This is a genomic window from Giesbergeria giesbergeri, from assembly GCF_054779375.1.
The window spans coordinates 758,769-781,677 of sequence record NZ_BAAGYJ010000002.1; the positions used below are offsets into that span (position 1 = coordinate 758,769).

18 protein-coding genes and 1 tRNA gene are annotated in these 22,909 nt (G+C 57.9%); 10 read left to right on the plus strand and 9 right to left on the minus strand.

Annotated elements, in window-relative coordinates:
* Window positions 1–7: 7 nt before the first annotated feature.
* The 3 genes from ACYVB2_RS07655 to ACYVB2_RS07665 are packed head-to-tail and all read left to right on the plus strand — an operon-like array spanning window position 8 to window position 1,663.
* On the plus strand, window positions 8–571 hold the full coding sequence (locus ACYVB2_RS07655) for a septation protein A (RefSeq protein ID WP_382429922.1): 564 nt from the start codon (window positions 8–10) through the stop codon (window positions 569–571).
* Complete coding sequence (locus ACYVB2_RS07660; protein WP_382429920.1) at window positions 568–846, plus strand: BolA family protein; 279 nt, start codon at window positions 568–570, stop codon at window positions 844–846. The genes ACYVB2_RS07655 and ACYVB2_RS07660 overlap by 4 nt, the downstream gene beginning before the upstream one ends.
* 31 nt (window positions 847–877) lie before the next feature.
* The gene (locus ACYVB2_RS07665; RefSeq protein ID WP_382429918.1) at window positions 878–1,663 is read left to right on the plus strand and encodes a peptidylprolyl isomerase; all 786 of its coding nucleotides are present in this window, start codon (window positions 878–880) and stop codon (window positions 1,661–1,663) included.
* Between the two features lie 112 nt (window positions 1,664–1,775).
* On the opposite strand, the gene ACYVB2_RS07670 is transcribed toward ACYVB2_RS07665, so the two are convergent.
* From ACYVB2_RS07670 to ACYVB2_RS07680, 3 genes are all read right to left on the minus strand, one after another.
* A tRNA-Pro gene (locus ACYVB2_RS07670) sits at window positions 1,776–1,852 on the minus strand.
* Between the two features lie 73 nt (window positions 1,853–1,925).
* On the minus strand, window positions 1,926–2,174 hold the full coding sequence (gene infA / locus ACYVB2_RS07675; protein WP_382429916.1) for a translation initiation factor IF-1: 249 nt from the start codon (window positions 2,172–2,174) through the stop codon (window positions 1,926–1,928).
* Window positions 2,175–2,428: 254 nt separating this feature from the next.
* Window positions 2,429–3,607, minus strand: coding sequence for an HPP family protein (locus tag ACYVB2_RS07680; RefSeq protein ID WP_460535945.1), 1,179 nt, complete (start codon window positions 3,605–3,607; stop codon window positions 2,429–2,431).
* A 122-nt stretch (window positions 3,608–3,729) separates the two neighbouring features.
* Between ACYVB2_RS07680 and asd the strand changes: the two genes are divergently transcribed.
* Window positions 3,730–4,587, plus strand: a complete 858-nt coding sequence (gene asd, locus ACYVB2_RS07685; protein ID WP_382429912.1) for an archaetidylserine decarboxylase — start codon at window positions 3,730–3,732, stop codon at window positions 4,585–4,587.
* A 21-nt stretch (window positions 4,588–4,608) separates the two neighbouring features.
* Here asd and ACYVB2_RS07690 read toward each other — a convergent pair whose 3' ends face one another.
* Window positions 4,609–4,869 carry a hypothetical protein gene (locus ACYVB2_RS07690; protein ID WP_382429910.1) on the minus strand — a complete coding sequence of 87 codons (261 nt, stop codon included), beginning with the start codon at window positions 4,867–4,869 and terminating at the stop codon, window positions 4,609–4,611.
* A gap of 130 nt (window positions 4,870–4,999) precedes the next feature.
* Between ACYVB2_RS07690 and ACYVB2_RS07695 the strand changes: the two genes are divergently transcribed.
* The gene (locus tag ACYVB2_RS07695) at window positions 5,000–6,994 is read left to right on the plus strand and encodes a peptidase U32 family protein (RefSeq protein ID WP_382429908.1); all 1,995 of its coding nucleotides are present in this window, start codon (window positions 5,000–5,002) and stop codon (window positions 6,992–6,994) included.
* Between the two features lie 21 nt (window positions 6,995–7,015).
* Window positions 7,016–9,685, plus strand: coding sequence for a cation-translocating P-type ATPase (locus ACYVB2_RS07700; RefSeq protein ID WP_382429906.1), 2,670 nt, complete (start codon window positions 7,016–7,018; stop codon window positions 9,683–9,685).
* Window positions 9,686–9,688: 3 nt separating this feature from the next.
* On the opposite strand, the gene ACYVB2_RS07705 is transcribed toward ACYVB2_RS07700, so the two are convergent.
* Window positions 9,689–10,939: a Bcr/CflA family multidrug efflux MFS transporter gene (locus ACYVB2_RS07705; protein ID WP_382429904.1), complete on the minus strand. Its 1,251-nt coding sequence runs from the start codon at window positions 10,937–10,939 to the stop codon at window positions 9,689–9,691.
* A 197-nt stretch (window positions 10,940–11,136) separates the two neighbouring features.
* Between ACYVB2_RS07705 and ACYVB2_RS07710 the strand changes: the two genes are divergently transcribed.
* The gene (locus tag ACYVB2_RS07710; protein WP_382429902.1) at window positions 11,137–12,420 is read left to right on the plus strand and encodes an O-acetylhomoserine aminocarboxypropyltransferase/cysteine synthase family protein; all 1,284 of its coding nucleotides are present in this window, start codon (window positions 11,137–11,139) and stop codon (window positions 12,418–12,420) included.
* Window positions 12,421–12,522: 102 nt separating this feature from the next.
* Here the strand turns inward: ACYVB2_RS07710 and ACYVB2_RS07715 are convergent, their stop codons facing one another.
* From ACYVB2_RS07715 to purL, 3 genes are all read right to left on the minus strand, one after another.
* Window positions 12,523–12,693: a hypothetical protein gene (locus tag ACYVB2_RS07715; protein WP_382429900.1), complete on the minus strand. Its 171-nt coding sequence runs from the start codon at window positions 12,691–12,693 to the stop codon at window positions 12,523–12,525.
* Between the two features lie 86 nt (window positions 12,694–12,779).
* The gene (locus ACYVB2_RS07720; RefSeq protein WP_382429898.1) at window positions 12,780–13,781 is read right to left on the minus strand and encodes a DUF808 domain-containing protein; all 1,002 of its coding nucleotides are present in this window, start codon (window positions 13,779–13,781) and stop codon (window positions 12,780–12,782) included.
* A 102-nt stretch (window positions 13,782–13,883) separates the two neighbouring features.
* Complete coding sequence (purL, locus tag ACYVB2_RS07725) at window positions 13,884–17,897, minus strand: phosphoribosylformylglycinamidine synthase (RefSeq protein ID WP_382429896.1); 4,014 nt, start codon at window positions 17,895–17,897, stop codon at window positions 13,884–13,886.
* Between the two features lie 137 nt (window positions 17,898–18,034).
* Here purL and map point away from each other — a divergent pair, with 137 nt between their 5' ends.
* A complete protein-coding gene (gene map, locus ACYVB2_RS07730) occupies window positions 18,035–18,850 on the plus strand; it encodes a type I methionyl aminopeptidase (protein ID WP_382429894.1) in 816 nt (271 codons plus the stop codon).
* 61 nt (window positions 18,851–18,911) lie between these two features.
* Window positions 18,912–21,494: a [protein-PII] uridylyltransferase gene (locus ACYVB2_RS07735; protein WP_382429892.1), complete on the plus strand. Its 2,583-nt coding sequence runs from the start codon at window positions 18,912–18,914 to the stop codon at window positions 21,492–21,494.
* 56 nt (window positions 21,495–21,550) lie between these two features.
* Here the strand turns inward: ACYVB2_RS07735 and ACYVB2_RS07740 are convergent, their stop codons facing one another.
* Window positions 21,551–22,132: a Fe-Mn family superoxide dismutase gene (locus tag ACYVB2_RS07740; RefSeq protein ID WP_382429890.1), complete on the minus strand. Its 582-nt coding sequence runs from the start codon at window positions 22,130–22,132 to the stop codon at window positions 21,551–21,553.
* A gap of 186 nt (window positions 22,133–22,318) precedes the next feature.
* Between ACYVB2_RS07740 and ACYVB2_RS07745 the strand changes: the two genes are divergently transcribed.
* Window positions 22,319–22,906, plus strand: coding sequence for a hypothetical protein (locus tag ACYVB2_RS07745; RefSeq protein WP_382429888.1), 588 nt, complete (start codon window positions 22,319–22,321; stop codon window positions 22,904–22,906).
* The last annotated feature ends 3 nt before the right edge of the window (window positions 22,907–22,909 follow it).

The window sequence follows — 22,909 nt, forward strand, 5'->3', positions numbered from 1 at the left end:
CTGCCCCATGAAACTCCTGATCGATTTCTTCCCCATCATTTTGTTTTTTGTCGCCTTCAAGCTCGGTGGCATTTATGTAGCTACGGCGGTGGCCATTGCCGCTACCGTGCTACAGATTGCTTATCTGCGCTTCAAGCACGGCAAGGTAGAGCCTATGCAATGGCTCAGTCTGGGCGTGATCGTGCTATTTGGCGGCGCTACCCTGCTGGCCCAGAGTGAAACTTTTATCAAATGGAAACCCACCGTACTTTATTGGCTGATGGGTGGAGCCTTGTTGTTAGGACAACTGTTCTTGCGCAAAAATTTCATCAAAAGCCTGATGGGAGCGCAGATGGAATTGCCCGATGCAGTCTGGAGCCATTTGAATTGGGCTTGGGCCGGATTTTTTGCCAGCATGGGCGTACTCAACCTGTGGGTGGCCTACACCTTCGATACTGACACCTGGGTGAGCTTCAAGCTCTTTGGCGGCATGGGGTTGATGTTTGCTTTTGTCATTGCACAGGCACTCTATCTGTCGCGCCACCTGAAAGAGCCAGCGTTGCTCGGCAATGGCAAGGATGCACAGCCATGACCCCACAACAGCAGCCCCCCATCACTGCGGCGGCCTTGGCACACAGCCTGCACACGGCACTGGCTCCTACCACGCTGGAAGTGCTAGACGAAAGCGCGGCCCATGCGGGCCATACGGGTGCTAATGCAACAGGTGCTGGCAGCCATTTCCGAGTACGCATAAGCTCACCGGTGTTTACCAATTTGCCCCGTGTACGCCAGCATCGCCTTGTGTATGATGCGCTGCAAGAATGGATAAACCGTGGCGTGCATGCCATCGCCATTGAAATTCTCTGACCAGTCTTTTTCCCTTTTTTGGATTTCTCTCATGAAGAAACAGTTTCTGTCCAGCTTGATGGCTGCTGCCATGCTGGGCACCTTGGCCCTGCCTGCTTCCGCCCAAAACCTGGCCGTCGTCAACGGCAAGCCTGTGCCCACAGAGCGTCTGAACACCATCAAGGATCAGGTAGAACGCTCTGGCCGCAAAGTCACCCCCGAGATCGAAGCACGGATCAAAGACCAGATCATCACAGCCGAAGTGTTTACCCAAGAGGCTCAGCGCCTGGGCTTGGAATCTTCGGCCAGCTACAAAGCACAGATGGAACTGGCCCGTCAGCAAGTGCTGATCAACGAGCTGTTTTCTAACTACGAAGCCAAGAACCCTGTCACTGATGCCGAAATCCAGACCGAATACGACAAGTTCGTTGCGGCCAATGGTGGCAAAGAATACAAAGCCAGCCACATCTTGGTAGAGAAAGAAGACGATGCCAAGGCCATCATTGCCTCCATCAAAAAAGGTGGCAAGTTTGAAGACATCGCTAAAAAACAATCCAAAGATCCTGGATCGGGCGCCAAAGGTGGCAACCTGGACTGGGCCAATCCAGCCAGCTATGTACCCGAATTCACCGAAGCTCTGATCAAACTGGAAAAAGGCAAAATGACCCAAACCCCGGTCAAGAGCCAATTTGGCTGGCACGTTATCCGCCTGGATGACACCCGCCAAGCCCAATTGCCCAAGCTAGAAGAGGTCAAGCCCCAAGTGGCTCAGCAATTGCGGCAACAAAAGCTGGCGCAATACCAAGAAGGCTTGCGTACCAAAGCCAAGGTGGAATAAACCCCTTGGCCCTGCCCTTGCAGACAACGCGGCTTCGGCCGCGTTTTTTGTGAGACAGGCACAGAAAAAATAAAAAAGCCTGTTGCACAAAATGCAACAGGCTTTTAAACGGTGGTCGGAGCGGCGGGATTCGAACTCGCGACCCTCTGCTCCCAAAGCAGATGCGCTACCAGGCTGCGCTACGCTCCGACAAGACTTGTATTCTAACCGGAAAAATCTCTGTTCTGAAGAGAATGGCTAAAAAAATCAGCCCAACAAACCATTAACGGGGGGCTGGGCCAGGGCCACGGCCTGCCAAATGACGGAAAGTGATGCGACCCTTGGTCAGATCGTAAGGGGACATTTCCAGTGACACCTTGTCACCCGCCAAAATACGGATGTGGTGCTTGCGCATCTTGCCACCCGTGTAGGCAATCAACTGGTGCCCATTGTCCAGCGTCACGCGAAAACGCGAGTCGGGCAGGACTTCAGTCACGCTGCCCTGCATTTCAATCAGTTCTTCTTTAGCCATTTTCTATCTCGTAAAAAGCAAATTGGTATGTTTATCGTCAAGGTCTGGTGCTGACGCGCATTGCGCATCCGGCACAAGAACCATGCCCCCTGTAGGGGTGGGCTGCACTTGGCGTGGCGGGCTGTGAGAGTCGCTGCACCCGTAGGACAGGTCAGGAAAGTGCCGAGGATACGGCTTCAGTGTGCATGCAGAACGCGCTGTGCATGAGCAGTCTCGATTGTAACGCGCTTGTCGCCTGTCTGACCAGTGCTGTATCAACGCTGCGCCGTTGGCTGCACTGCAGCAGCTAAGGCGCGCAAAAGATCCGTTTGTGTGACGATGCCCACCAGCCGCAACTCTGCATCCACAATCGGAATGTGGTGGTAACGGCCCTGCGAAAACAAGGGCACCAGCTCCATTGCATATTGTTGGGCCTGTGCTACCTGCACTGGCCCCGACATCAACTCGCTGACCACACTGGGTGGTTTGTGGCTGCGACGCACCATTGCACGCAAGCGTTGTCCCCAAGAAGCTGGCATTGGGGGACGGGCCAATTGCATGAAGTCAGTGGTAGTGACCATACCGCACACCCTGCCTTGGGCATCCATTACGGGCAAGGCTTTTACCTGCTCTTGCTGCATCAACGCCCAAGCCTGCGAGAGGGATACACCCGCTTGCACTGCCAGCGGCGGACTGGACATGATGTCTGCACAGCGCAAATCGCCCAGCGTGCGCTGAAAAGCGGCCCGACCGGCCATGTGCAACAGCCCTTCTAGATCCGCCCGACTGATATCCAACACACCGTTGTAATGGGCCAGCGCCGTATCCAAATCACTGGCCGTGAATTGCCCTGGTGATTGCGAACTGGCGGGTAATGCCGATGGTGCATGGGGATAACTGCGGCCCGTCAAGTGGTTGTAGGCCATCCCCACCAGCAGTAACACCCACAGCATGAGCAACACGGCACGAACATCGGGCATCAGTCCCTGCTGTTGATGACTCAGCACCATGAACAAAGCCAATGCGGCCCCAGGGGGATGCAGGCACCGCAACAACAACATGGCCAGCACAGCCCCAGCCACGGCAAAGGTAGCCGCCCATACTGGCTCGGGCCATAGCACTGCGCCCAATGCCCCAGCGCCCATCGACACCATGCTGCCACCTAACAAAGGCCACGGCTGTGAGAGTGGACTTGACGGCATCCCAAACACCAACACCGCACTGGCGCCCAAGGGAGCAATCAGCCACGGCCCCGCCGTTGGCATCCAGCCCTGCCACCAACGCCCCACCCAAGCCACCGCCCAGATCCCCAACGCAATACCCACCACCACGCGGACTGCCTCGACACGGTCAATGCCCAAAACCCCCGGTTGAAAACGCGCCCACCACGCCTTACCCGGCCAAGAAGACTTGGGCACAGGAGGGGTCGATGGAACGGGGTCTGGCAAAGACATAAGCAACCGAACGTAGGGTGAAAACAAAAGCACCAGAGAGGCCGATTCTGCCCGCGTACACCCATGCCAACATCGGTACCGATAGAATGCCCCTATCCTGCCATTACCAGACAGCCCTACCTGTGTCCGATCGTCTTGCCGTCTTGCCACAATATCTGCTGCCCCAACGGGCATTGACCACTCTGGCCGGTCGTGTGGCTCGCGCACAGGCTGGTGCCTGGACGACAACCCTGATTCGGCGTTTTGTAGCCCGTTATGGCGTTGACATGTCCGAGGCAGCCGACCCCGACATCCGCAATTACGCCAGTTTCAATGATTTCTTTACGCGCTCGCTCAAGCCGGGGGTTCGGCCTTTGGCCCGAGCCGACCTGATTTGCCCTGTCGATGGGGCAGTAAGCCAATTTGGGGCTATTGAGGGGGAGCAGATTTTTCAGGCCAAGGGCCACCGCTACAGCGCCACCGCATTGCTAGGCGGTGACGCTACTGTGGCCGCTCAGTTTGCCAACGGGCACTTTGCGACCATCTACCTCAGCCCGCGCGACTACCACCGCATTCACATGCCCTGTGCTGGCAAACTGCACAGCATGGTGCATGTGCCAGGAGCCTTGTTCTCTGTCAATCCCACCACCGCGCGCGGGGTGCCGGGCCTGTTTGCCCGCAATGAGCGGGTGGTCTGCCTGTTTGAAACAACCTACGGCCCAATGGCCATGGTGCTGGTGGGTGCCACTATCGTGGGCAGCATGGCCACCGTTTGGCACGGTCAAGTCAATCCACCGCGCACCGGACAATTGCGCAGCTGGAACTATGCCGATCAGAACATTTACTTGGAGCAGGGCCAAGAGATGGGCCGCTTTTTACTCGGCTCGACCGTGGTGCTGCTGTTTCCACCAGGCCCCTTGCATTTCAGCACCCACTGGGCGCCTGCCCGCCCCGTCCGGCTGGGCCAAACCATGGCAGAACACAAAACCACAGCGCCATAAACAGCCCGCCTTGGTGTGCCCTCAGCGGCCAGACTGGCGCTCGATTGCAAACAAAGCCGGTGCTACGCGCAAGGTTTCGGGTCGTACTGGAGCTTCTACACCGTTGAGATAGATCCACAAGTCTCCTCGGCGAATCATCACATAATGAACTGTGTGCCTTTTGGTACCACGCAACACCACCGTGCCGGGTCGAAACAACGGCATGCGAAAGACCTTGCCATTTACTGAACTGGCAGTCAGGCTCAGGGGTTGTTGTTTGGCTTCCGATGGAACTGCACTCATTTCCTCAATCCTATCGTACTGCACCCATGCTTTACACGCAGAGCCCAGATGACATGGTGCCCTGAAAGGAAATTGTTGTTTTACTGTGCCATGACAAGGACTGTGTAAGCTGCACAGGATAATCGCAGGCATGTCTCTCCTGCCCTACCAGCTTGAACTCCTCTCTCCTGCGCGCGATGCCGACATCGGCATTGAGGCCATCAACCACGGCGCCGATGCTGTTTATATCGGCGGCCCTGCCTTTGGCGCCCGCGCCGGAGCCGGCAACGATTTGCGCGACATTGAACGCCTGATCCGCCATGCCCATCGCTTTCACAGCCGCATCTTTATCACGCTCAATACCATTTTGCGCGACGATGAACTCGAAGGTGCCCGCCAAATGGCATGGGATGTGTACCACGCCGGTGCCGATGCCTTGATTATCCAAGACATGGGGTTGCTAGAGCTGGACTTGCCCCCCATTCAGCTGCACGCGAGCACCCAGACCGATATCCGCACACCCGAAAAAGCACGTTTTTTACAAGACGCTGGCTTGAGCCAGATTGTGCTGGCCCGTGAATTGACGGTGCCACAAATTGCCGCCGTGCGTGCCGCCACCGACCCTGCACGCTGCGCCATCGAGTTTTTTGTGCATGGTGCACTGTGCGTAGCCTATAGCGGCCAGTGCAACATTAGCCATGCCCACACAGGCCGCAGTGCCAACCGGGGCGATTGCAGCCAAGCCTGCCGCCTACCCTACCAAGTGGTGGACGACACGGGCCGGTTTGTAGCCCACGACAAACATGTCTTGAGCATGAAAGACAACAACCAAAGCGAAAACTTGCGTGCTTTGGTGGATGCCGGCGTGCGCAGCTTCAAGATCGAAGGCCGCTACAAAGACATAGCCTATGTGAAAAACATCACGGCGCACTACCGCAAACTGCTCGATGACATCTTGGAGGAGCGCCAGTTCTCTGAGCAGCCACTGGCACGCGCCTCCAGCGGCCAGACCACCTTTACCTTCACACCAGATCCATTGCAAAACTTTAACCGTGAGTTCACGGATTATTTTGTCAATGGTCGCAAAGCAGACATTGGTGCTTTTGACACGCCCAAGAACCCTGGTCAGGCCATTGGTTGGGTAACCAAACTGGGGCCAGATTTTGTCGAACTAGAAGTGAGCAACCCCGAAACTGTGCTGCACAACGGCGATGGCTTGTGTTACTACGACCTGCAAAAAGAACTGGTTGGGCTGGCCATCAACCGGGCCGAACCTGTATCAGCACGCCATAAAACGCAATGGCGGGTCTTTCCTAAAGACCCTCTGGCCAACCTGAAAGATTTGCGCAAAGGCACAGAGATCAACCGCAACCGAGATATGGATTGGGTGCGCACGCTGGACAAAAAATCCAGTGATCGGCGCATTGGCCTGTGGGTACAACTGACTGAAATAGTGAACGGCTTTGCCCTCACCCTCACCGATGAGGACGGGTTTACAGGAACGGCTCAAGTAGCGCAAGCCCACCAGCAGGCCACAGATCCCGGCAAAGCTGAAGCCAGTTTGCATGAACAACTGGGCCGTTTTGGCACCACCATTTTTGCGGTGCATGACGTCAGTCTGTCGTTGTCACAACCGTGGTTTGTGCCAGCCTCGGTACTGAACGCATTGCGCCGCGAAGCCGCAACAGCCCTGGAAGCCGCTCGCCTCAGTGGGCTACAACGCCTACCGCGTGCCCAGCCAGTGGAGCCCCCCGTGCCATATCCAGAAGACACGCTCAGTTACCTGGCAAATGTGTTTAACCATAAAGCCAGAGACTTCTACGCCAAGCATGGGGTACGGGTGATTGACGCTGCCTACGAAAGCCACGAGGAAGAAGGCGAAGTCAGCCTGATGATCACCAAACATTGCGTGCGTTTCTCACTGAGTTTGTGCCCCAAACAGGCCAAGGGGGTCATTGGCGTCAAGGGTACGATCAAGGCCGAGCCACTGCACCTGATCAATGGCAAAGAAAAACTGACGTTGCGTTTTGACTGCAAACCTTGCGAAATGCATGTGATGGGCAAAATCAAGCGATCCGTGCTGCAACAGCAGCAAAAAGCGGTGCAAGAACAGCCTTTGCAGTTCTACCGTACCCGTCCTACCTGAACGAAGCAAGGAGACAAGCCCATGACCACCCCTGAGTCTCCCGCCCAACCGGGCGAATGGCATCTGCAAGATATCGATACCTTGGCTCAGGCACAGGCTGTGGATGTGCAGCAAGGCTTGGCCAGCACAGAAGCCGAACGCCGCGCCAACACCCACGGCCCCAATGAATTGGAAACCGGCAGCCAGCGCAGTCCTTGGGTTTTGTTGCTTGATCAGTTCAAGGATTTCATGGTGCTGGTGTTGCTCGGAGCAGCCATCATCTCTGGGTTGATAGGAGAAATGACCGACACGCTGGTCATTTTGTTTATCGTGGTGCTCAATGCGGTAATCGGCTTTGTACAGGCGTGGCGGGCTGATAAGGCGCTGGCAGCCCTGCGCCAATTGGCTGCAGCCCAGGCCACTGTGCTGCGCAACGGCCAAGTGCAGGTAGTACCCGCCAATGTGCTCGTGCCGGGCGACATCGTGCTACTTGAGGCGGGCAACCAGATTCCGGCCGATTTGCGCCTGATCGAGATTGCACAGTTGCAGGTGGACGAGTCCTCGCTGACTGGCGAATCGGTCACGGTCGCCAAACAAACCGCTACTTTGCAGCGCCAAAACAGCCATGCTTTGGGCGACCGCACCAACATGGCATTCAAGGGCACTACGGCCACACATGGCCGTGCCCGTGGTTTGGTAGTAGCCACCGGAATGCGTACCGAATTGGGCAAAGTAGCCACTTTGCTTGACAGCGGTGAGCGCAGCACCCCGTTGCAACTGCGCTTGGCGGCTTTTGGCAAAAAACTGGCGTTGGTGGTATTGGCGATTTGTGCCGTCTTGTTTTTAACGGGTTTGTTGCGCGGAGAAGACCCGGCGCTGATTGCCCTGACGGCCATCAGCTTGGCCGTCGCGGCCATTCCTGAAGCACTGCCTGCCGTAGTGACCATCCTGTTGGCATTGGGGGCACGCCGCATGGTGGGAGTTCATGCCCTGGTGCGGCGCTTGCCATCGGTAGAAACACTGGGCTCTGTCACCACCATCTGTTCAGACAAAACTGGCACCTTGACACAAAACCGAATGCACGCGGAATTGTTGTTGGCCTTGGAAGATCGCTGGATTCCCGGTGATGCTTTGCCCAGCCCCGTACATGCCGAGGCTTTGCGCGCCGCGGCTCTGTGCAATGATGCAACCCGCCATGCCGACCATGCCACCACCAGCCCCAGCCATCAATGGCAAGGCGACCCTACTGAAACTGCACTGGTCTTGGCCGCTTATGCGGGCGGGTTAGACAAAACCACCTTGGAAGCGGCCCAGCCACGGGTACAAGAACAACCCTTTGACTCAGACCGCAAGCGCATGACCACCTTCCACCGGGAGGGTACTGGCTTTGTGGCCTACACCAAAGGAGCCCCGGAGTCTATGCTACCGCGCTGCACCCAGCAATGGACACCCCAAGGCCCACAACCCCTGGACACAGAGGCTGTGCTGCACAAAGCCCAGATGCTGGCAGCGCAAGGTCTGCGCGTATTGGCACTGGCCCGGCGCAACCATACCCGTTTGCCAGACACCAACGCCCTAGAAGCCGTAGAAAATCAACTCGAACTGCTGGGCCTGATCGCCCTGATTGATCCCCCACGCCCCGAGGCACAAGCAGCGGTACACGATTGCATTACCGCAGGTATCGTCCCGGTGATGATCACTGGCGACCACCCAGCCACTGCGCGCGCCATTGCCCACAGGTTGGGCATCGTCACCCATGCCGACGCACCCGTATTGACAGGCGCCGATCTAGCCAGCATGGACGATGCGAGTTTGCAAACGCATGTGCGTGGCGTTCAGGTCTATGCGCGGGTAGATCCAGCGCAGAAAATCAGGATTGTGCAAGCACTGCAAGCCCAAGGCCATTTTGTGGCCATGACAGGCGATGGCGTCAATGATGCCCCCGCCCTCAAACGGGCTGACATTGGCATATCAATGGGTAAGGGCGGCACAGATGTGGCACGTGAGGCTTCGAGCTTGGTGCTGCTGGACGATAATTTTTCTACCATTGTGGCAGCCGTGAAAGAAGGGCGGCGCATCTACGACAACATTCGCAAGTTTGTTCGGTACACCATGACCGACAACTCTGGCGAGATCATCACCATCTGCATGGCCCCGCTTCTGGGGCTGCCCATGCCGCTGTTGCCCATCCACATTTTGTGGGTCAATTTGGTTACCGATGGTCTGCCTGGGTTGGCTTTGGCCACCGAACCAGCCGAACGCAACATCATGCGCCGCCCACCGCGCCCACCGACAGAAAGCATGTTTGCCGGTGGAATGTGGCAACATATTGTGGGTATTGGCTTGCTGCTGGGGGCTTTGTGCTTGGGTGTGCAGGCGTGGGCCATACACACTGGCCACGAAAATTGGCAGACGATGGTGTTTACGGTGCTGATTTTGGGTCAGATGGCACACATCATGGGCATACGCTCCGAAACAGAACCACTGTGGCGCTTGGGCCTGGGGACTAACCTGCCGTTGCTGGGTGCTGTGGCATTGACCTTTGTGTTGCAGATGGCAACGATTTATGTACCGGCGCTCAACCCTATCTTCAAAACCCAACCTCTGAGCACGCTGGAGTTGGTGATTTGTCTGGGTGCGGCCTCGATGATGTATGTGGCAGTAGAACTGGAAAAAATGTGGCGCCAGCGTCCACGCCGTGCTGGTGCCTGACCCTCAGCAGGGTGTGGCGGGTGCGGATGCAGCATCGTGCCTGACTAAACCATAGTAGCTGGCCCATGCCCCCCAACCACACAAGGCCATGACCAACGCCAACGGCTCGCTGGTGCCGTTGTGCAAGCCCCCAACCAAGGTGCCTGCCAACGTGGCAAACAGAAAAGCCAGGGCACCATTGAAGGCAGCCGCAGTGCCAGCCCGCTGCCCTTGGGTTGCCAAGGCAGTGGCACTGGCATTAGGGCCAATGACCCCCACACTGGACATAAACACAAAACAGCCTGCGGCAAACCAGCCCAGCGACATCCAGCCCGTCAGTGCCAACACGGCCAGTGCAGACCCAGCCAATGGTGGCAGCCATAAGGCCAAGCGCAGCAAGGTAGTGGCGGCTGTCTTTTTAAGCCAATAAGCGTTGAGCTGACTGGCCACAATCAATCCCAACGCATTGGCACCAAAAAACCAGCCGTAGTTCTGCGGTGTGACACCATAAAGCTGCATCAGCACAAAGGGTGAACCTGCTATGTAGGCAAACATGCCGGCACGGGTCAGGCCGGCACTGACCACCAACCCCATAAAAGTGCGGTCACGCAACAAGTTGCGGTAATTGCGCGCCACCGTACCCCACTGCAATGGTGGCTCTTGGGTAGTGTCGTGGCTCTCTTGCAAGCCCAGCCGCACTCCCCACAAACAGATGAGCCCAAACACCACCAAGACGCCAAAAATGGCCCGCCAACCCCACCATTGCAGTAACCAGCCCCCCAACAAGGGCGCCAGAATAGGTGCCAGCCCCATGACCAGCATCAGCAACGAGAAAATACGCGCCGATTCGCGGGCACCCATGCGGTCATGCACGATGGCACTGGAAATGACCAAACCAGCACATCCCCCCATGCCCTGCAAAAACCGGCATACCCACAGCATCGTGATGTTGTCGGCCAGAGCACACCCCAACGAGGCCACGGTGTACACGGAAAAACCCACATACAACGGCCATTTGCGGCCAAAACGATCACTGACAGGGCCGTAGATCAACTGACCCAACATCAGGCCAATAAAGAAGGTAGACAGTGTCCACTCCATGCTACCGGCGGGGGCGTGCAAATCTTGCTCTACCTGCCCAAAACTGGGCAGGTACATATCGATGGACAAGGGGGCTACCGCTGTCAGTCCCCCCAGCAGCAGCACCCAAAGGATAAAGCGGTGGCCGGTGAGAGGCTCCGGCGATACAAACACAGAGGAGGAAGAAGAACGCATGGACAACGCTGTGCAGAGCGCAAACGGCCATGCAAAAGCCGACCATTATCCCGTGGACATCCATTTCTTGCAGGGCGGCCACGGTACACAAAAAGCATAAGCACATCTGCAAAACATTGCTGGTGCTGTAGTGCCCCATGCAACAATGCCCGCCAGCTCCGCACGAGCGCGGGGCTCGCCTTTGAGGAACACATTTCATGCATCTTGATACCCTTGCCGTTCACGCTGGTTACTCCCCTGACCCCACGACCAAATCGGTGGCCGTGCCTGTCTACCAGACCGTTGCTTACGCCTTTGACAGTGCTCAACATGGTGCCGACCTGTTCGACCTGAAAGTCCAAGGCAACATTTACACCCGCATCATGAACCCGACCACCGACGTGCTGGAAAAGCGTGTGGCGGCCTTGGAAGGTGGCATTGCGGCGCTGGCAGTCGCCTCGGGGATGGCGGCCATTACCTATGCCATCCAAACTTTGGCCGAAGCGGGCGACAACATTGTCTCGGCCAGCACCTTGTATGGCGGCACCTACAACCTGTTTGCCCACACCTTCCCACAACAAGGCATTGAGGTGCGCTTTGCCGATCCGCGCGACCCAGCCAGCTTTGCACAGCACATTGATGCCCGCACCAAGGCCATCTTTATTGAATCGATTGGCAACCCGTTGGGCAACGTCACCGACATCCGTGCTTTGGCCGATGTGGCCCATGCCCACGGTGTGCCACTGATCGTGGACAACACCGTGCCCAGCCCCTATCTGTTGCGCCCGATTGAACACGGCGCCGACATTGTGGTGCACTCACTCACCAAGTACCTGGGTGGCCACGGCAACAGCGTGGGTGGTGCGATTGTCGATAGTGGCAAATTTCCTTGGGCCGAGCACAAAGAGCGTTTTAAACGCCTGAACGAGCCCGATGTGAGCTACCACGGCGTGGTGTACACCGAGGCACTGGGTGCTGCAGCCTTTATTGGCCGTGCCCGTGTGGTGCCGCTGCGCAATATGGGTGCGGCCCTGGCACCGCTCAATGCTTTCCTGATTCTTCAAGGCATTGAAACCCTGGCCTTGCGGATGGATCGCATCTGCGATAACGCCCAAGCTCTGGCCCAATACCTGCAGCAACACCCCAAGGTGGAATGGGTGCGCTATGCTGGTCTGCCTGACCACCCCGACCATGCGCTCGTCCAGCGCCAGCTCGGTGGCAAGGCTTCGGGGATTTTGTCGTTCAGCCTCAAGGGCCAAGAGGCCGACCCGCGCGCTGCTGGAGCGCGCTTCTTGGACGCACTGCAATTGTTTACCCGTTTGGTCAATATCGGCGATGCCAAGTCGCTGGCTACCCATCCCGCCTCCACAACCCACCGCCAGCTCAACCCCACAGAACTGGCCAAAGCAGGCGTCAGCGAAGGCATGGTGCGCTTGTCTGTAGGCATTGAGCACATTGACGATCTGCGCGCCGACCTGGCCCAGGCGCTAGAGCAGGTATAAGTTGTGTTGCTGCCCCCCTGGGGCATACAGACACAAAAAAGCCCTCGTCAAGAGGGCTTTTTTTATGCAGAGCGCAGCAAAGCACGCTCTGTAGCAGCGGAATCAGCCGCCCTTCTTCGAGCGTTTGCCGGGGTTCTTCTTGCTGCGTGTTGCCACGCCGCGCTCCAAGCTCACGCGCTGACCACGGCCAGGGGTGGGCAAGGTCACGCCATTGGGAGTCTGGGGACGGGGGGTGCGCTTGCGATCTGCTTCCGTAACGATTTTGTTGCCCATGAATGGCCTCCGTTAAAAGTGAAAATAAAAAGAAAAGTCCTCCATTAGGCCACAGCCTGAAGGAGCCCATAGCAAACGAGGGCTGCTCACGCCTTGGTGCCTCTATGGTCTGTGCTGCGCAACCGTTGCCCCCACAGCACCACGACCAACACCACAGCACCCGCCAATACCCCCAATACGGCATTGAGCACATTGGGTAGGAGTACCTGCCACAACGCACCAACAGGCCATTGCAATGCCGCTGTGCCTGCCGCCTCGATATGGTGGTGTAACCACGGCACACCATGCGCCAAAATACCTCCACCGACCAAAAACATGGCCGCAGTGCCTGCCACCGACAGCCCCTTCATGAGCCAAGGTGCTGCCCCCACGATACCCCGCCCCAGCCCTTGCACCAAAGTGCTGCTTTGGCGGGTCAGCCACAGGCCCAGATCATCGAGTTTGACGATGCCAGCGACCAACCCATAGACCCCCACCGTCATCAGGACGGCAATGCCAGACAGCACCGTCACCTGTTGAATAAAAGGCGCGGCCGCTACCGTGCCCAAGGTAATGGCAATAATTTCGGCCGAGAGAATAAAGTCTGTGCGCACAGCACCTTTCACCTTGTCTCGCTCGAACGCTGCCATATCGGTGGTTGGCTCGCTCCCAGCCAATATAGCGGTGTTGTCGTGCCCATCGGCCTCATCGGTAGCGCCATGCATAAAATGGTGGGCCAGCTTTTCACAACCCTCAAAGCACAGGAAAGCCCCCCCCACCATCAGCAGGGGTGTCACCGCCCAAGGGGCTAAGGCACTGATCAGCAGCGCCAAAGGCACCAAAATTGCCTTGTTAAGCAGTGATCCCTTGGCCACGGCCCAAACCACCGGGATTTCACGCTCAGCCCGCACCCCGGCCACCTGTTGCGCATTGAGCGCCAAATCATCCCCCAGCACTCCAGCCGTCTTTTGTGCTGCCACCTTGGTCATCACCGAGACATCGTCGGCCATAGCCACGCTCTTTTTTGCGGCTACTTTGGTCATCAAAGCCACATCGTCAAGGATGGTGGCGATGTCATCCAACAGGGTTAACAAACTGGCTCCGGCCATAGCAGCTCCTTAGGGAGAATAAAAAAACAGCTTTCAGCCCGATGATGACGGAAGCTGAAAGCTGCATTGTGATACGGCCTAGATCTGATCGACAGGTGCCGGTCAAGCGACCCAACGGCGCGCATTGCGCCACAGGCGCAACCACGGGCTGGCAGCACTAGCACCACCACTGGCGGCCATGTCCGTCCAGCTCATTTGCACGTTGCGGAACACGCGCTCGGGGTGCGGCATCATGGCAGTAAAGCGACCATCAGCGGTGGTTACGCCGGTCAGGCCACCCGCGCTGCCGTTGGGGTTGAACGGGTAACGCTCCGTGGCTGCGCCAGTGTTATCGACAAAGCGCATGGCCGCCAGCACTTGGGCGGCATTGCCCCGGTGCTTGAAGTTGGCATAGCCCTCGCCGTGGGCCACGGCAATCGGCAAACGGCTACCGGCCATGCCCTGCAAGAAGATGCTGGGCGACTCCAACACTTCGACCATGCTCAGGCGGGCTTCAAAGCGTTCGCTTTGGTTGGTAGTGAAGCGCGGCCAATCTTGTGCGCCAGGGATGATGTCGGCCAATTCGGCAAACATTTGGCAACCATTGCACACGCCCAAACCAAAGGTGTCTGGGCGGGCAAAGAAGCCTTGGAATTGCTCGGCCAGCACCGGGTTGAAAGTGATGGAACGCGCCCAGCCAATGCCTGCGCCCAAGGTGTCGCCGTAGCTGAAGCCACCGCAGGCCACCACGCCTTGTACGTCTTGCAAACGCACCCGGCCGGTTTGCAGGTCGGTCATGTGGACATCTACGGCCTCAAAACCGGCTTCGGTAAAGGCATAGGCCATTTCCACATGCGAATTGACCCCCTGCTCGCGCAACACGGCCACTTTGGGGCGCGAGAGGTTCAGGAACGGCGCAGCCACATTCTCTGCCGGGTCAAACGTCAGATGGACGTGCATACCGGGGTCTTGGGGGTCACCGGCGGCAGCGTGTTCGGCATCGGCGCAGGCGGGGTTATCGCGCTGCTGGCAGATTTTCCAGCTCACGCTGTCCCAGACTTGGTGCAAGTCAGCCAATGGGGCGCTGAACACTTCTTTGGCATCGCGCCAGATGGACAATTGGCCCTTGCCTGCATCGATGCTGGAACTGAGCGGACGGGTCTTGCCGACAAAGTGGCTGAACTTGGACAAGCCATGCTCGCGCAAGGTTTGCATCACGGCGTTGCGCTCGGCAGTGCGTACTTGCAGCACCACGCCCAGTTCTTCGCTGAACAGGGCCTTGAGCGTCAGCTCTTCGCGGCGGGCGCTCACTTGCTGTGCCCAGTTCTTGGAATCGCCGGTGTCCATGCGGCTATCGCTGATGCCGTCGCCTTCTGTGACCAACATGTCAACATTCAAGGCCACACCCACATGGCCCGCAAAGGCCATTTCGGCCACGGCGGCCAGCAAGCCGCCATCGCTGCGGTCGTGGTAGGCCAGAATTTGTCCTTGGGCACGCAAGGTGTTGATGGCCTTGACCAATTGCATCAGGTCTTGGGCATCGTCCAAATCGGGCACTACATCGCCCGATTGGTTCAGCACTTGGCCCAGAATGCTGCCGCCCATGCGGTGCTGGCCCTTGCCCAAATCGACCAACAGCAGCGTGGTGTCTTCTTCTTGGGCGTTCAGTTGCGGAGTGAGCGTGCCACGCACATCATCCAAGGTGGCAAAGGCGGTGATGATGAGGCTGACGGGCGACACCACTTTATGGCTTTCGCCAGCGTGCTGCCATTGGGTACGCATGGACAGCGAGTCTTTGCCCACCGGAATTGAGATACCCAAGGCTGGGCACAGCTCCATACCCACGGCTTTTACCGTTTCGTACAGGGCGGCATCTTCGCCCGGCTCGCCACAAGCAGCCATCCAGTTGGCCGACAGTTTGACGCGCGACAACTCCACCGGCGCAGCCAGCAGGTTGGTAATGGCCTCGGCAATCGCCATGCGGCCCGAAGCCGGGGCATCCAAGGCAGCCAATGGGGTGCGCTCACCCATCGCCATCGCTTCACCGGCAAAGCCCTTGAAATCGGCCAGCGTCACGGCCACATCGGCCACCGGAATCTGCCACGGCCCGACCATTTGGTCGCGGTGTGTCAGGCCGCCCACAGCGCGGTCGCCAATGGTGATGAGGAAACGCTTGGAAGCCACGGTGGGGTGACTCAGCACATCAATGATGGCTTTTTGCAAATCGACACCGGTCAGTTCCATCGGCTGGAAGGCACGCTGCACGGTTTGGACATCGCGGTGCATCTTGGGCGGCTTGCCCAACAATACCGACATGGGCATATCGACCGGGAATTTCTGGTCTGCTGCCGTAGCGGCGGTGTCTTCCAGCACCAGTTGGCGTTGTTCGGTGGCCGTGCCAATCACGGCAAACGGGCAACGCTCGCGCTCACAAAAGGCACGGAACTGCTCCAGCGACTCGGGCGCAATCGCCAGCACGTAGCGTTCTTGGCTTTCGTTGCTCCAAATTTCTTTGGGCGACAGGCCCGACTCTTCCAACTGCACCGCACGCAGGTCAAAACGCGCACCGCGTCCCGCATCGTTGGTCAGCTCAGGGAAGGCGTTGGACAAGCCACCCGCACCCACATCGTGAATCGCCAAAATCGGGTTCTTCTCGCCCTGCGCCCAGCAGTGGTTAATGACTTCTTGGGCGCGGCGTTCAATTTCGGGGTTGCCGCGTTGCACCGAGTCAAAATCCAGTTCAGCGGCATTCGTACCCGTGGCCATCGAGCTGGCGGCACTGCCGCCCATGCCAATGCGCATACCGGGGCCACCCAGTTGAATCAACAACGAACCGGCGGGAAATTCGATTTTTTTCGTTTGCTCCGCATCGATCACGCCCAAGCCACCGGCAATCATGATGGGTTTGTGGTAGCCACGCTGCACACCGGCCACGGTTTGCTCGTATTCGCGGAAATAACCAGCCAAGTTGGGACGGCCAAACTCATTGTTAAAGGCCGCGCCGCCCAACGGGCCTTCAATCATGATTTGCAGCGGGCTAGCGATATGGCCGGGTTTGCCGCCAGCTTGGTCGGACGCGCCGTCCCAGAGTTTGGACACGGTAAAGCCCGTCAGGCCCGCCTTGGGCTTGGAGCCGCGCCCGGTAGCGCCCTCGTCACGGATTTCACCGCCCGCACCCGTAGAAGCACCGGGGAAGGGCGAAATCGCCGTGGGGTGGTTGTGCGTTTCTACCTTCATCAGCACATGGTGTGTGGCCTGTTCTTTTTGGTAGCTGTTGGCATCACCTTGCATACGGGCCACAAAACGCTCCACCACACTGCCTTCCATGATGGAAGCGTTGTCAGCGTAGGCCACCACCGTGTGCTGGGGGGCCAATTGGTGCGTGTTGCGAATCATCGCAAACAGGCTCTTGTCTTGGGTTCGCCCGTCAATGGTGAACTGGGCATTGAAAATTTTGTGGCGACAGTGTTCGCTGTTGGCCTGCGCGAACATCATCAGCTCGACATCGGTAGGGTTGCGCTGCAAACCTTGGAAGGCAGTGACCAGATAGTCGATTTCGTCCTCGGCCAGCGCCAGCCCCCATTGCTTGTTAGCGGCAATGAGTGCAGCCCGGCCACCGCCCAACACATCCACATGCTCCATTGGCTGGGCGGGCAGCTCGGTAAACAGGGCTTGTGCGCCGCTCAAATCCGTCACCACCGATTCGGTCATGCGGTCGTGCAGCAGGGCCGCCACTTGCTGCAGCTGCTCGGCATTCAGGCTTGGCTTGCTGAGCAGGCCCGACTGCAAAGTGAGGTGGTATTCGGTCACGCGCTCAATGCGGCGCACGGCCAAGCTGCAATTGTGGGCAATGTCGGTGGCTTTAGAGGCCCAAGGCGATACGGTGCCCAAACGGGGCGTGACAATCAGCGCAGCGCCCTCGGCGGGGCCAGCATAAGGCTCACCATAGGTGAGCAAGGCCGCCAGACGCTCTAGGGTGTCTGGCGCTGGTGCAACATCGGTGGCCACCAGATGGACAAAGCGTGCCGCAATCGAGGCAATCTTGGGGTGGATGGCTTGGAGCGCAGGCAAAAGTTGCTGGGCGCGGAAGGGGCTGAGGGCATTAGCGCCCGCAAGCGTGGTGATGTGCAAGGTCACGTTGGCGGCCTAGTTGATAAAAATAAGAGGCAAAAGAGGCTGGACAGCGCCAGCAGAAGGGGCCATTTTACCGGCCTGCCCCCATCCAAGCCCCCGCTGTGACCAATGGCAAAAGGCAATGGGATAATCACCGGCCTATGAGTATCACCATTAAAACGGCCCCGGAAATCGACGCTATGCGCCGGGCTTGCCGTCTGGCCTCCGAAGTGCTGGACTACATTGCCCCCCATATCCAGCCCGGTATCACCACACTTGAAATCGACCGCCTAGGCGCCGAGTGCATGGCCCGCCAAGGCACGCGCTCAGCCACCATTGGCTACCAACCGCCAGGCTACCCTGCCTATCCAGCGTCGCTGTGCACTTCGGTCAACCATGTAGTCTGCCACGGTATCCCCAACGACAAACCCCTGAAAAAGGGCGACATCGTGAATGTGGACGTGACCGTGATTACCGATGATGGTTGGTATGGTGACAGCAGCCGCATGTACCTGATTGGCGATTGTTCGATTGCTGCCAAGCGCCTGTGCGCCCTGACCTACGAGGCCATGTGGTTGGGCATTTTGCAGGTCAAGCCCGGCGCCCGTTTGGGCGACATTGGCCATGCCATCCAGAAATTTGCCGAAAGCCACGGCCTGTCGGTAGTGCGTGAGTTTTGCGGCCACGGCATTGGGCAAAAATTTCACGAAGAACCCCAGGTGCTGCACTATGGCCGCCCTGGCACCCTAGAAGAACTCAAGCCTGGCATGATTTTCACCATTGAGCCGATGCTCAACGCGGGCAAGCGTGACATCAAAGAACTGGGCAATGATGGCTGGACGATCATCACCAAAGACCGCAGCTTGTCGGCACAATGGGAGCATACCGTGCTCGTCACCCCCACTGGCTACGAAGTGCTGACGCTGTCCGCAGGCTATCCGGCCCTGCCCCATTTCGTTCAGGCCACGGCCACCTGAGTGCCTCCTCGCACAGTTCTTGCATGGTCTGGCCCTTGTTGTTTCTTCCCGAATACTTGCCATGACCGAACTGCAAGCCCTGCGCGACACTTACCGCCGTCAGAAAGCCGAGCTGCTGGCCTCCCTGACAGCCTCACAAGCCTCCACGCGCGGCATCCATGCCCACCTGCGTACCTTGGCGCGCATTGCAGGCAATTTGCTCTCACAGTTGTGGCAACGGGCCGCCCTGCCCGAAAGCATGGCTTTGATAGCTGTGGGTGGCTTTGGCAGAGGCGAATTGTTTCCGCATTCGGATGTGGATGTGCTGTTGTTACTGCCCGACAGCCACACCGCCATAGCCCAGCGCCAAGCCATTGAAGGTTTTATCAGCAGCTGCTGGGATGTAGGGCTAGAAATTGGCTCCAGCGTGCGCACGGTGGCCGAATGCACCACCGAGGCGGCGCAAGATGTGACCGTACAAACCTCCTTATTGGAGGCCAGGCTACTGTGTGGCAACGTGGCACTGTTTACCGAGTTTGAGCAGCAATACCGCGCCCACCTCGACCCCAAAGCCTTTCTGATTGCCAAAACGCTGGAGATGCGCCAGCGCCACAACAAATACGACAACACACCGTACGCGCTGGAGCCCAATTGCAAAGAATCGCCCGGCAGCCTGCGTGATCTGCAAACGGTGCTCTGGGTAGCGCGTGCTGCAGGGCTAGGCCACAGCTGGCAAGAACTGGCCCGTAGCGGGCTGGCAACGCCATTTGAGCTGCGCCAATTGGTGCGTAACGAAGCCCTGCTATCGCTAGTGCGAGCACGTCTGCATACCATTGCTGGGCGGCGCGAAGATCGGCTGGTGTTTGATCTGCAAACCGCTGTAGCCGAATCGTTTGGCTACCGCTCTGAAGCGCCCGATGGCAGTGGCCTGCCACTGCGCGCCAGCGAAACCCTGATGCGCCGCTACTACTGGGCAGCCAAGGCTGTCACGCAGTTGTGCCAAATCTTGCTGCTCAACATCGAAGAACGTCTCAACCCCTCTGACCACGCCCCACGCCCCATCAACAACCGCTTTCTGGACAAAGCTGGGATGATTGAGGTGGTCAGCGACGACCTGTACCAACACGACCCGCACGCCATCCTCGAAACCTTCTTGCTCTACCAAACCTCTGCCGGTTTGCAGCACCTGTCGGCCCGCACCTTGCGGGCGCTATACCGGGCGCGCAGCGTCATGGATGGCGCTTTCCGCCGAGACCCAGTCAACCGGGCGGCTTTTTTGCGTATCCTGCAACAGCCTGAGGGCATCACCCATGCCATGCGCCTGATGAACCAAACCTCCGTGCTTGGGCGCTATCTCTGGTCGTTCCGACGCATCGTTGGGCAAATGCAGCACGACCTGTTCCATGTCTATACCGTAGACCAGCATATCCTGATGGTGTTGCGCAATGTACGGCGCTTCTTCATGGCCGACCATGCCCACGAATACCCGTTTTGTTCACAATTGGCGGCTGGCTGGGACAAACCCTGGACACTCTATGTGGCGGCATTGTTTCATGACATTGGCAAAGGTCGCGGAGGAGACCACTCCCAGATTGGTGCCGTAGTAGCACGGCGCTTTTGCCGCCAACACGGCGTGGCCCGCGAAGATGCCCAACTGATTGAGTTTTTAGTGCGCGAACACCTGACCATGAGTCAAGTGGCACAAAAACAAGATCTGAGCGACCCCGACATCATTGCCGCATTTGCGCGGCGCGTAGGCAACGAACGCTACCTTACAGCACTGTACCTGCTCACGGTGGCAGATATTCGGGGCACCAGCCCCAAAGTCTGGAATGCTTGGAAAGGCAAACTACTGGAGGACTTGTACCGCGCCACTTTGCGCACCTTGGGTGGACGGGCACCCGATGCCGCAGCCGAAATTGAGGCACGCAAACGCGAAGCACTGGTCATGCTGGCCTTGGTCGCCCAACCGTTTGAATCGCACAAAAAACTCTGGGAAACATTGGACGTGAGCTACTTCATGCGCCACGAAGCCTCTGACATTGCCTGGCATACCCGACACCTCTCACGCCACGTTGGCACGGCCCATCCGGTAGTACGGGCACGCCAATCCTTGGCAGGTGAGGGGCTGCAAGTGGCAGTCTATGCACCAGACCAGCCCGACCTGTTCGCCCGTATTTGCGGTTATTTTGACCGGGCAGGTTTTAGCATTCTGGACGCACGGGTACACACTGCCCGCAATGGCTACGCACTCGACACCTTCCAAGTGGTCACGGCCTCGCTACCGGGTCACTACCGGGAGTTGACCCACATGGTAGAAAACGACCTGACCCACACCCTGGAGGCCAGTGGCCCTCTGCCCGAGCCCGGTCGCAGACGCCTGTCACGCCGCGCCAAAAGTTTCCCGATTGCCCCCCGCGTTACGCTGCACCCTGATGAAAAAGCACAACGCTGGTTGTTGGCCATCTCGGCCAGCGACAGGGCCGGTCTGCTCTATCTGGTGGCCCGCGTACTGGCACGGCACCAACTGAATGTGCAACTCGCCAAAGTCAGCACCTTGGGAGAACGGGTAGAAGACACCTTTCTGGTTGAAGGCCCCGAACTCCAACACAGCGCCCGCCAAATTGCCATTGAGACCGAACTCATTCAAGCACTATCGGACTGAAACTCCATGAAAAAACGGCCCGCAGGCCGTTTTTTCATGCTCTGTGCAATGTGCTGTTACGCAAAATTGGCTTCAGCAAACTTCCAGTTCACCAACTTGTCCAAGAATGTTTCGACAAACTTGGGGCGCAGATTGCGGTAATCAATGTAGTAGGCATGTTCCCACACATCCACTGTCAGCAGGGCTTTGTCTTCAGTGGTCAGGGGAGTGCCTGCGGCGCCAGTATTGACGATATCGACAGAACCATCGGCTTTCTTCACCAGCCACGTCCAACCCGAACCAAAGTTGCCCACCGCCGATTTCACAAAGGCTTCCTTGAAGGCAGCATAGCTACCCCACTTGGCATGGATGGCTTGGGCCAGCGCGCCGGTGGGCTCACCACCACCATTGGGGGCCATGCAGTTCCAGAAGAAAGTGTGGTTCCAAATTTGGGCTGCGTTGTTGTAAATACCTCCTGAAGACTTCTTGACGATCTCTTCCAGCGTCAGGCTCTCGAACTCCGTGCCCTTTTGCAAATTGTTCAGGTTGACCACATAGGCGTTATGGTGCTTGCCGTGGTGGAACTCCAAGGTTTCCTGGCTGTAGTGGGGAGCCAAGGCATCAATTGCATAAGGCAGTGGAGGCAGGGTGTGTTCCATGGGGTTTTCCTTCGTGGGTGGTTCAAACAATGCCGCACAGTCCTGTGCGGACTACAACAGCAACGGCACATTGTAGGAAGGAATCTCTATTCAAGCCGAGAGCATGCTAGAGTGGCACAAAATCTATGGGCTTACTCAGACGGTTGGGTGGCTCTTTTTTTCCTGCCCCTTAGGAATCGCTGCACCATGCTGAAAAAGTTTTCTACCCTCCTGCTCACTGGCAAGGCCGCCACGCTGCCCTTTCTGATGCAACAGGCCCATGCACTAACGCCCACCTATACCGATATCGTCACGACCCAAGTCACGCAGGTGGAGTTGCCCATCCTGAACAAAGTGCGGCTTGACAGCTTGGGCAACAGCACCTACCACGGCGCAGCCACCCTGTGCGACGATACAGGTGTGCCCAACGCACTGTCTCTGGTCGTAACGGGCCTGAAAGACAAAGATGTGCTGTATGTCGTCACTTCCACCAACACTGGCGGCAATGAAATTCTCAACGCCAAAATCAAGGTGGGTCTGGCCGGTTTGAAGGTGCCTGTTGCCACCGGCGTAACCGCGCCTGCCAACGGTACGGTCGCCCTGACAATTCCACTGGATTTGGGTGCCTTGGGATACTCCCTGACACGAGGCAACTCCTTCTATCTGCAAACCATTGTCCTGCCTGAAGGCAGCTATGAAAATGGTTTCCCAGTGTGGGCCAATGCCCGCGTCTCCGAACTTGATCAGATCAGCGTCAATACCTGTGCCAGCACCTACGGCGGCCCCACCTACTGATTC

Excerpts from the sequence above, each read along its gene's own strand:
- ACYVB2_RS07655 (WP_382429922.1), top strand. The coding sequence starts at position 8 with ATGAAACTCCTGATCGATTTCTTCCCCATCATTTTGTTTTTTGTCGCC.
- infA (WP_382429916.1), bottom strand. The coding sequence starts at position 2,174 with ATGGCTAAAGAAGAACTGATTGAAATGCAGGGCAGCGTGACTGAAGTC.
- ACYVB2_RS07745 (WP_382429888.1), top strand. The coding sequence starts at position 22,319 with ATGCTGAAAAAGTTTTCTACCCTCCTGCTCACTGGCAAGGCCGCCACG.
- ACYVB2_RS07705 (WP_382429904.1), bottom strand. The coding sequence starts at position 10,939 with ATGCGTTCTTCTTCCTCCTCTGTGTTTGTATCGCCGGAGCCTCTCACC.
- ACYVB2_RS07690 (WP_382429910.1), bottom strand. The coding sequence starts at position 4,869 with ATGAGTGCAGTTCCATCGGAAGCCAAACAACAACCCCTGAGCCTGACT.
- ACYVB2_RS07735 (WP_382429892.1), top strand. The coding sequence starts at position 18,912 with ATGACCGAACTGCAAGCCCTGCGCGACACTTACCGCCGTCAGAAAGCC.
- ACYVB2_RS07700 (WP_382429906.1), top strand. The coding sequence starts at position 7,016 with ATGACCACCCCTGAGTCTCCCGCCCAACCGGGCGAATGGCATCTGCAA.
- ACYVB2_RS07680 (WP_460535945.1), bottom strand. The coding sequence starts at position 3,607 with ATGTCTTTGCCAGACCCCGTTCCATCGACCCCTCCTGTGCCCAAGTCT.
- ACYVB2_RS07715 (WP_382429900.1), bottom strand. The coding sequence starts at position 12,693 with ATGGGCAACAAAATCGTTACGGAAGCAGATCGCAAGCGCACCCCCCGT.
- ACYVB2_RS07710 (WP_382429902.1), top strand. The coding sequence starts at position 11,137 with ATGCATCTTGATACCCTTGCCGTTCACGCTGGTTACTCCCCTGACCCC.
- ACYVB2_RS07695 (WP_382429908.1), top strand. The coding sequence starts at position 5,000 with ATGTCTCTCCTGCCCTACCAGCTTGAACTCCTCTCTCCTGCGCGCGAT.
- ACYVB2_RS07720 (WP_382429898.1), bottom strand. The coding sequence starts at position 13,781 with ATGGCCGGAGCCAGTTTGTTAACCCTGTTGGATGACATCGCCACCATC.
- ACYVB2_RS07660 (WP_382429920.1), top strand. The coding sequence starts at position 568 with ATGACCCCACAACAGCAGCCCCCCATCACTGCGGCGGCCTTGGCACAC.
- ACYVB2_RS07740 (WP_382429890.1), bottom strand. The coding sequence starts at position 22,132 with ATGGAACACACCCTGCCTCCACTGCCTTATGCAATTGATGCCTTGGCT.
- map (WP_382429894.1), top strand. The coding sequence starts at position 18,035 with ATGAGTATCACCATTAAAACGGCCCCGGAAATCGACGCTATGCGCCGG.
- ACYVB2_RS07665 (WP_382429918.1), top strand. The coding sequence starts at position 878 with ATGAAGAAACAGTTTCTGTCCAGCTTGATGGCTGCTGCCATGCTGGGC.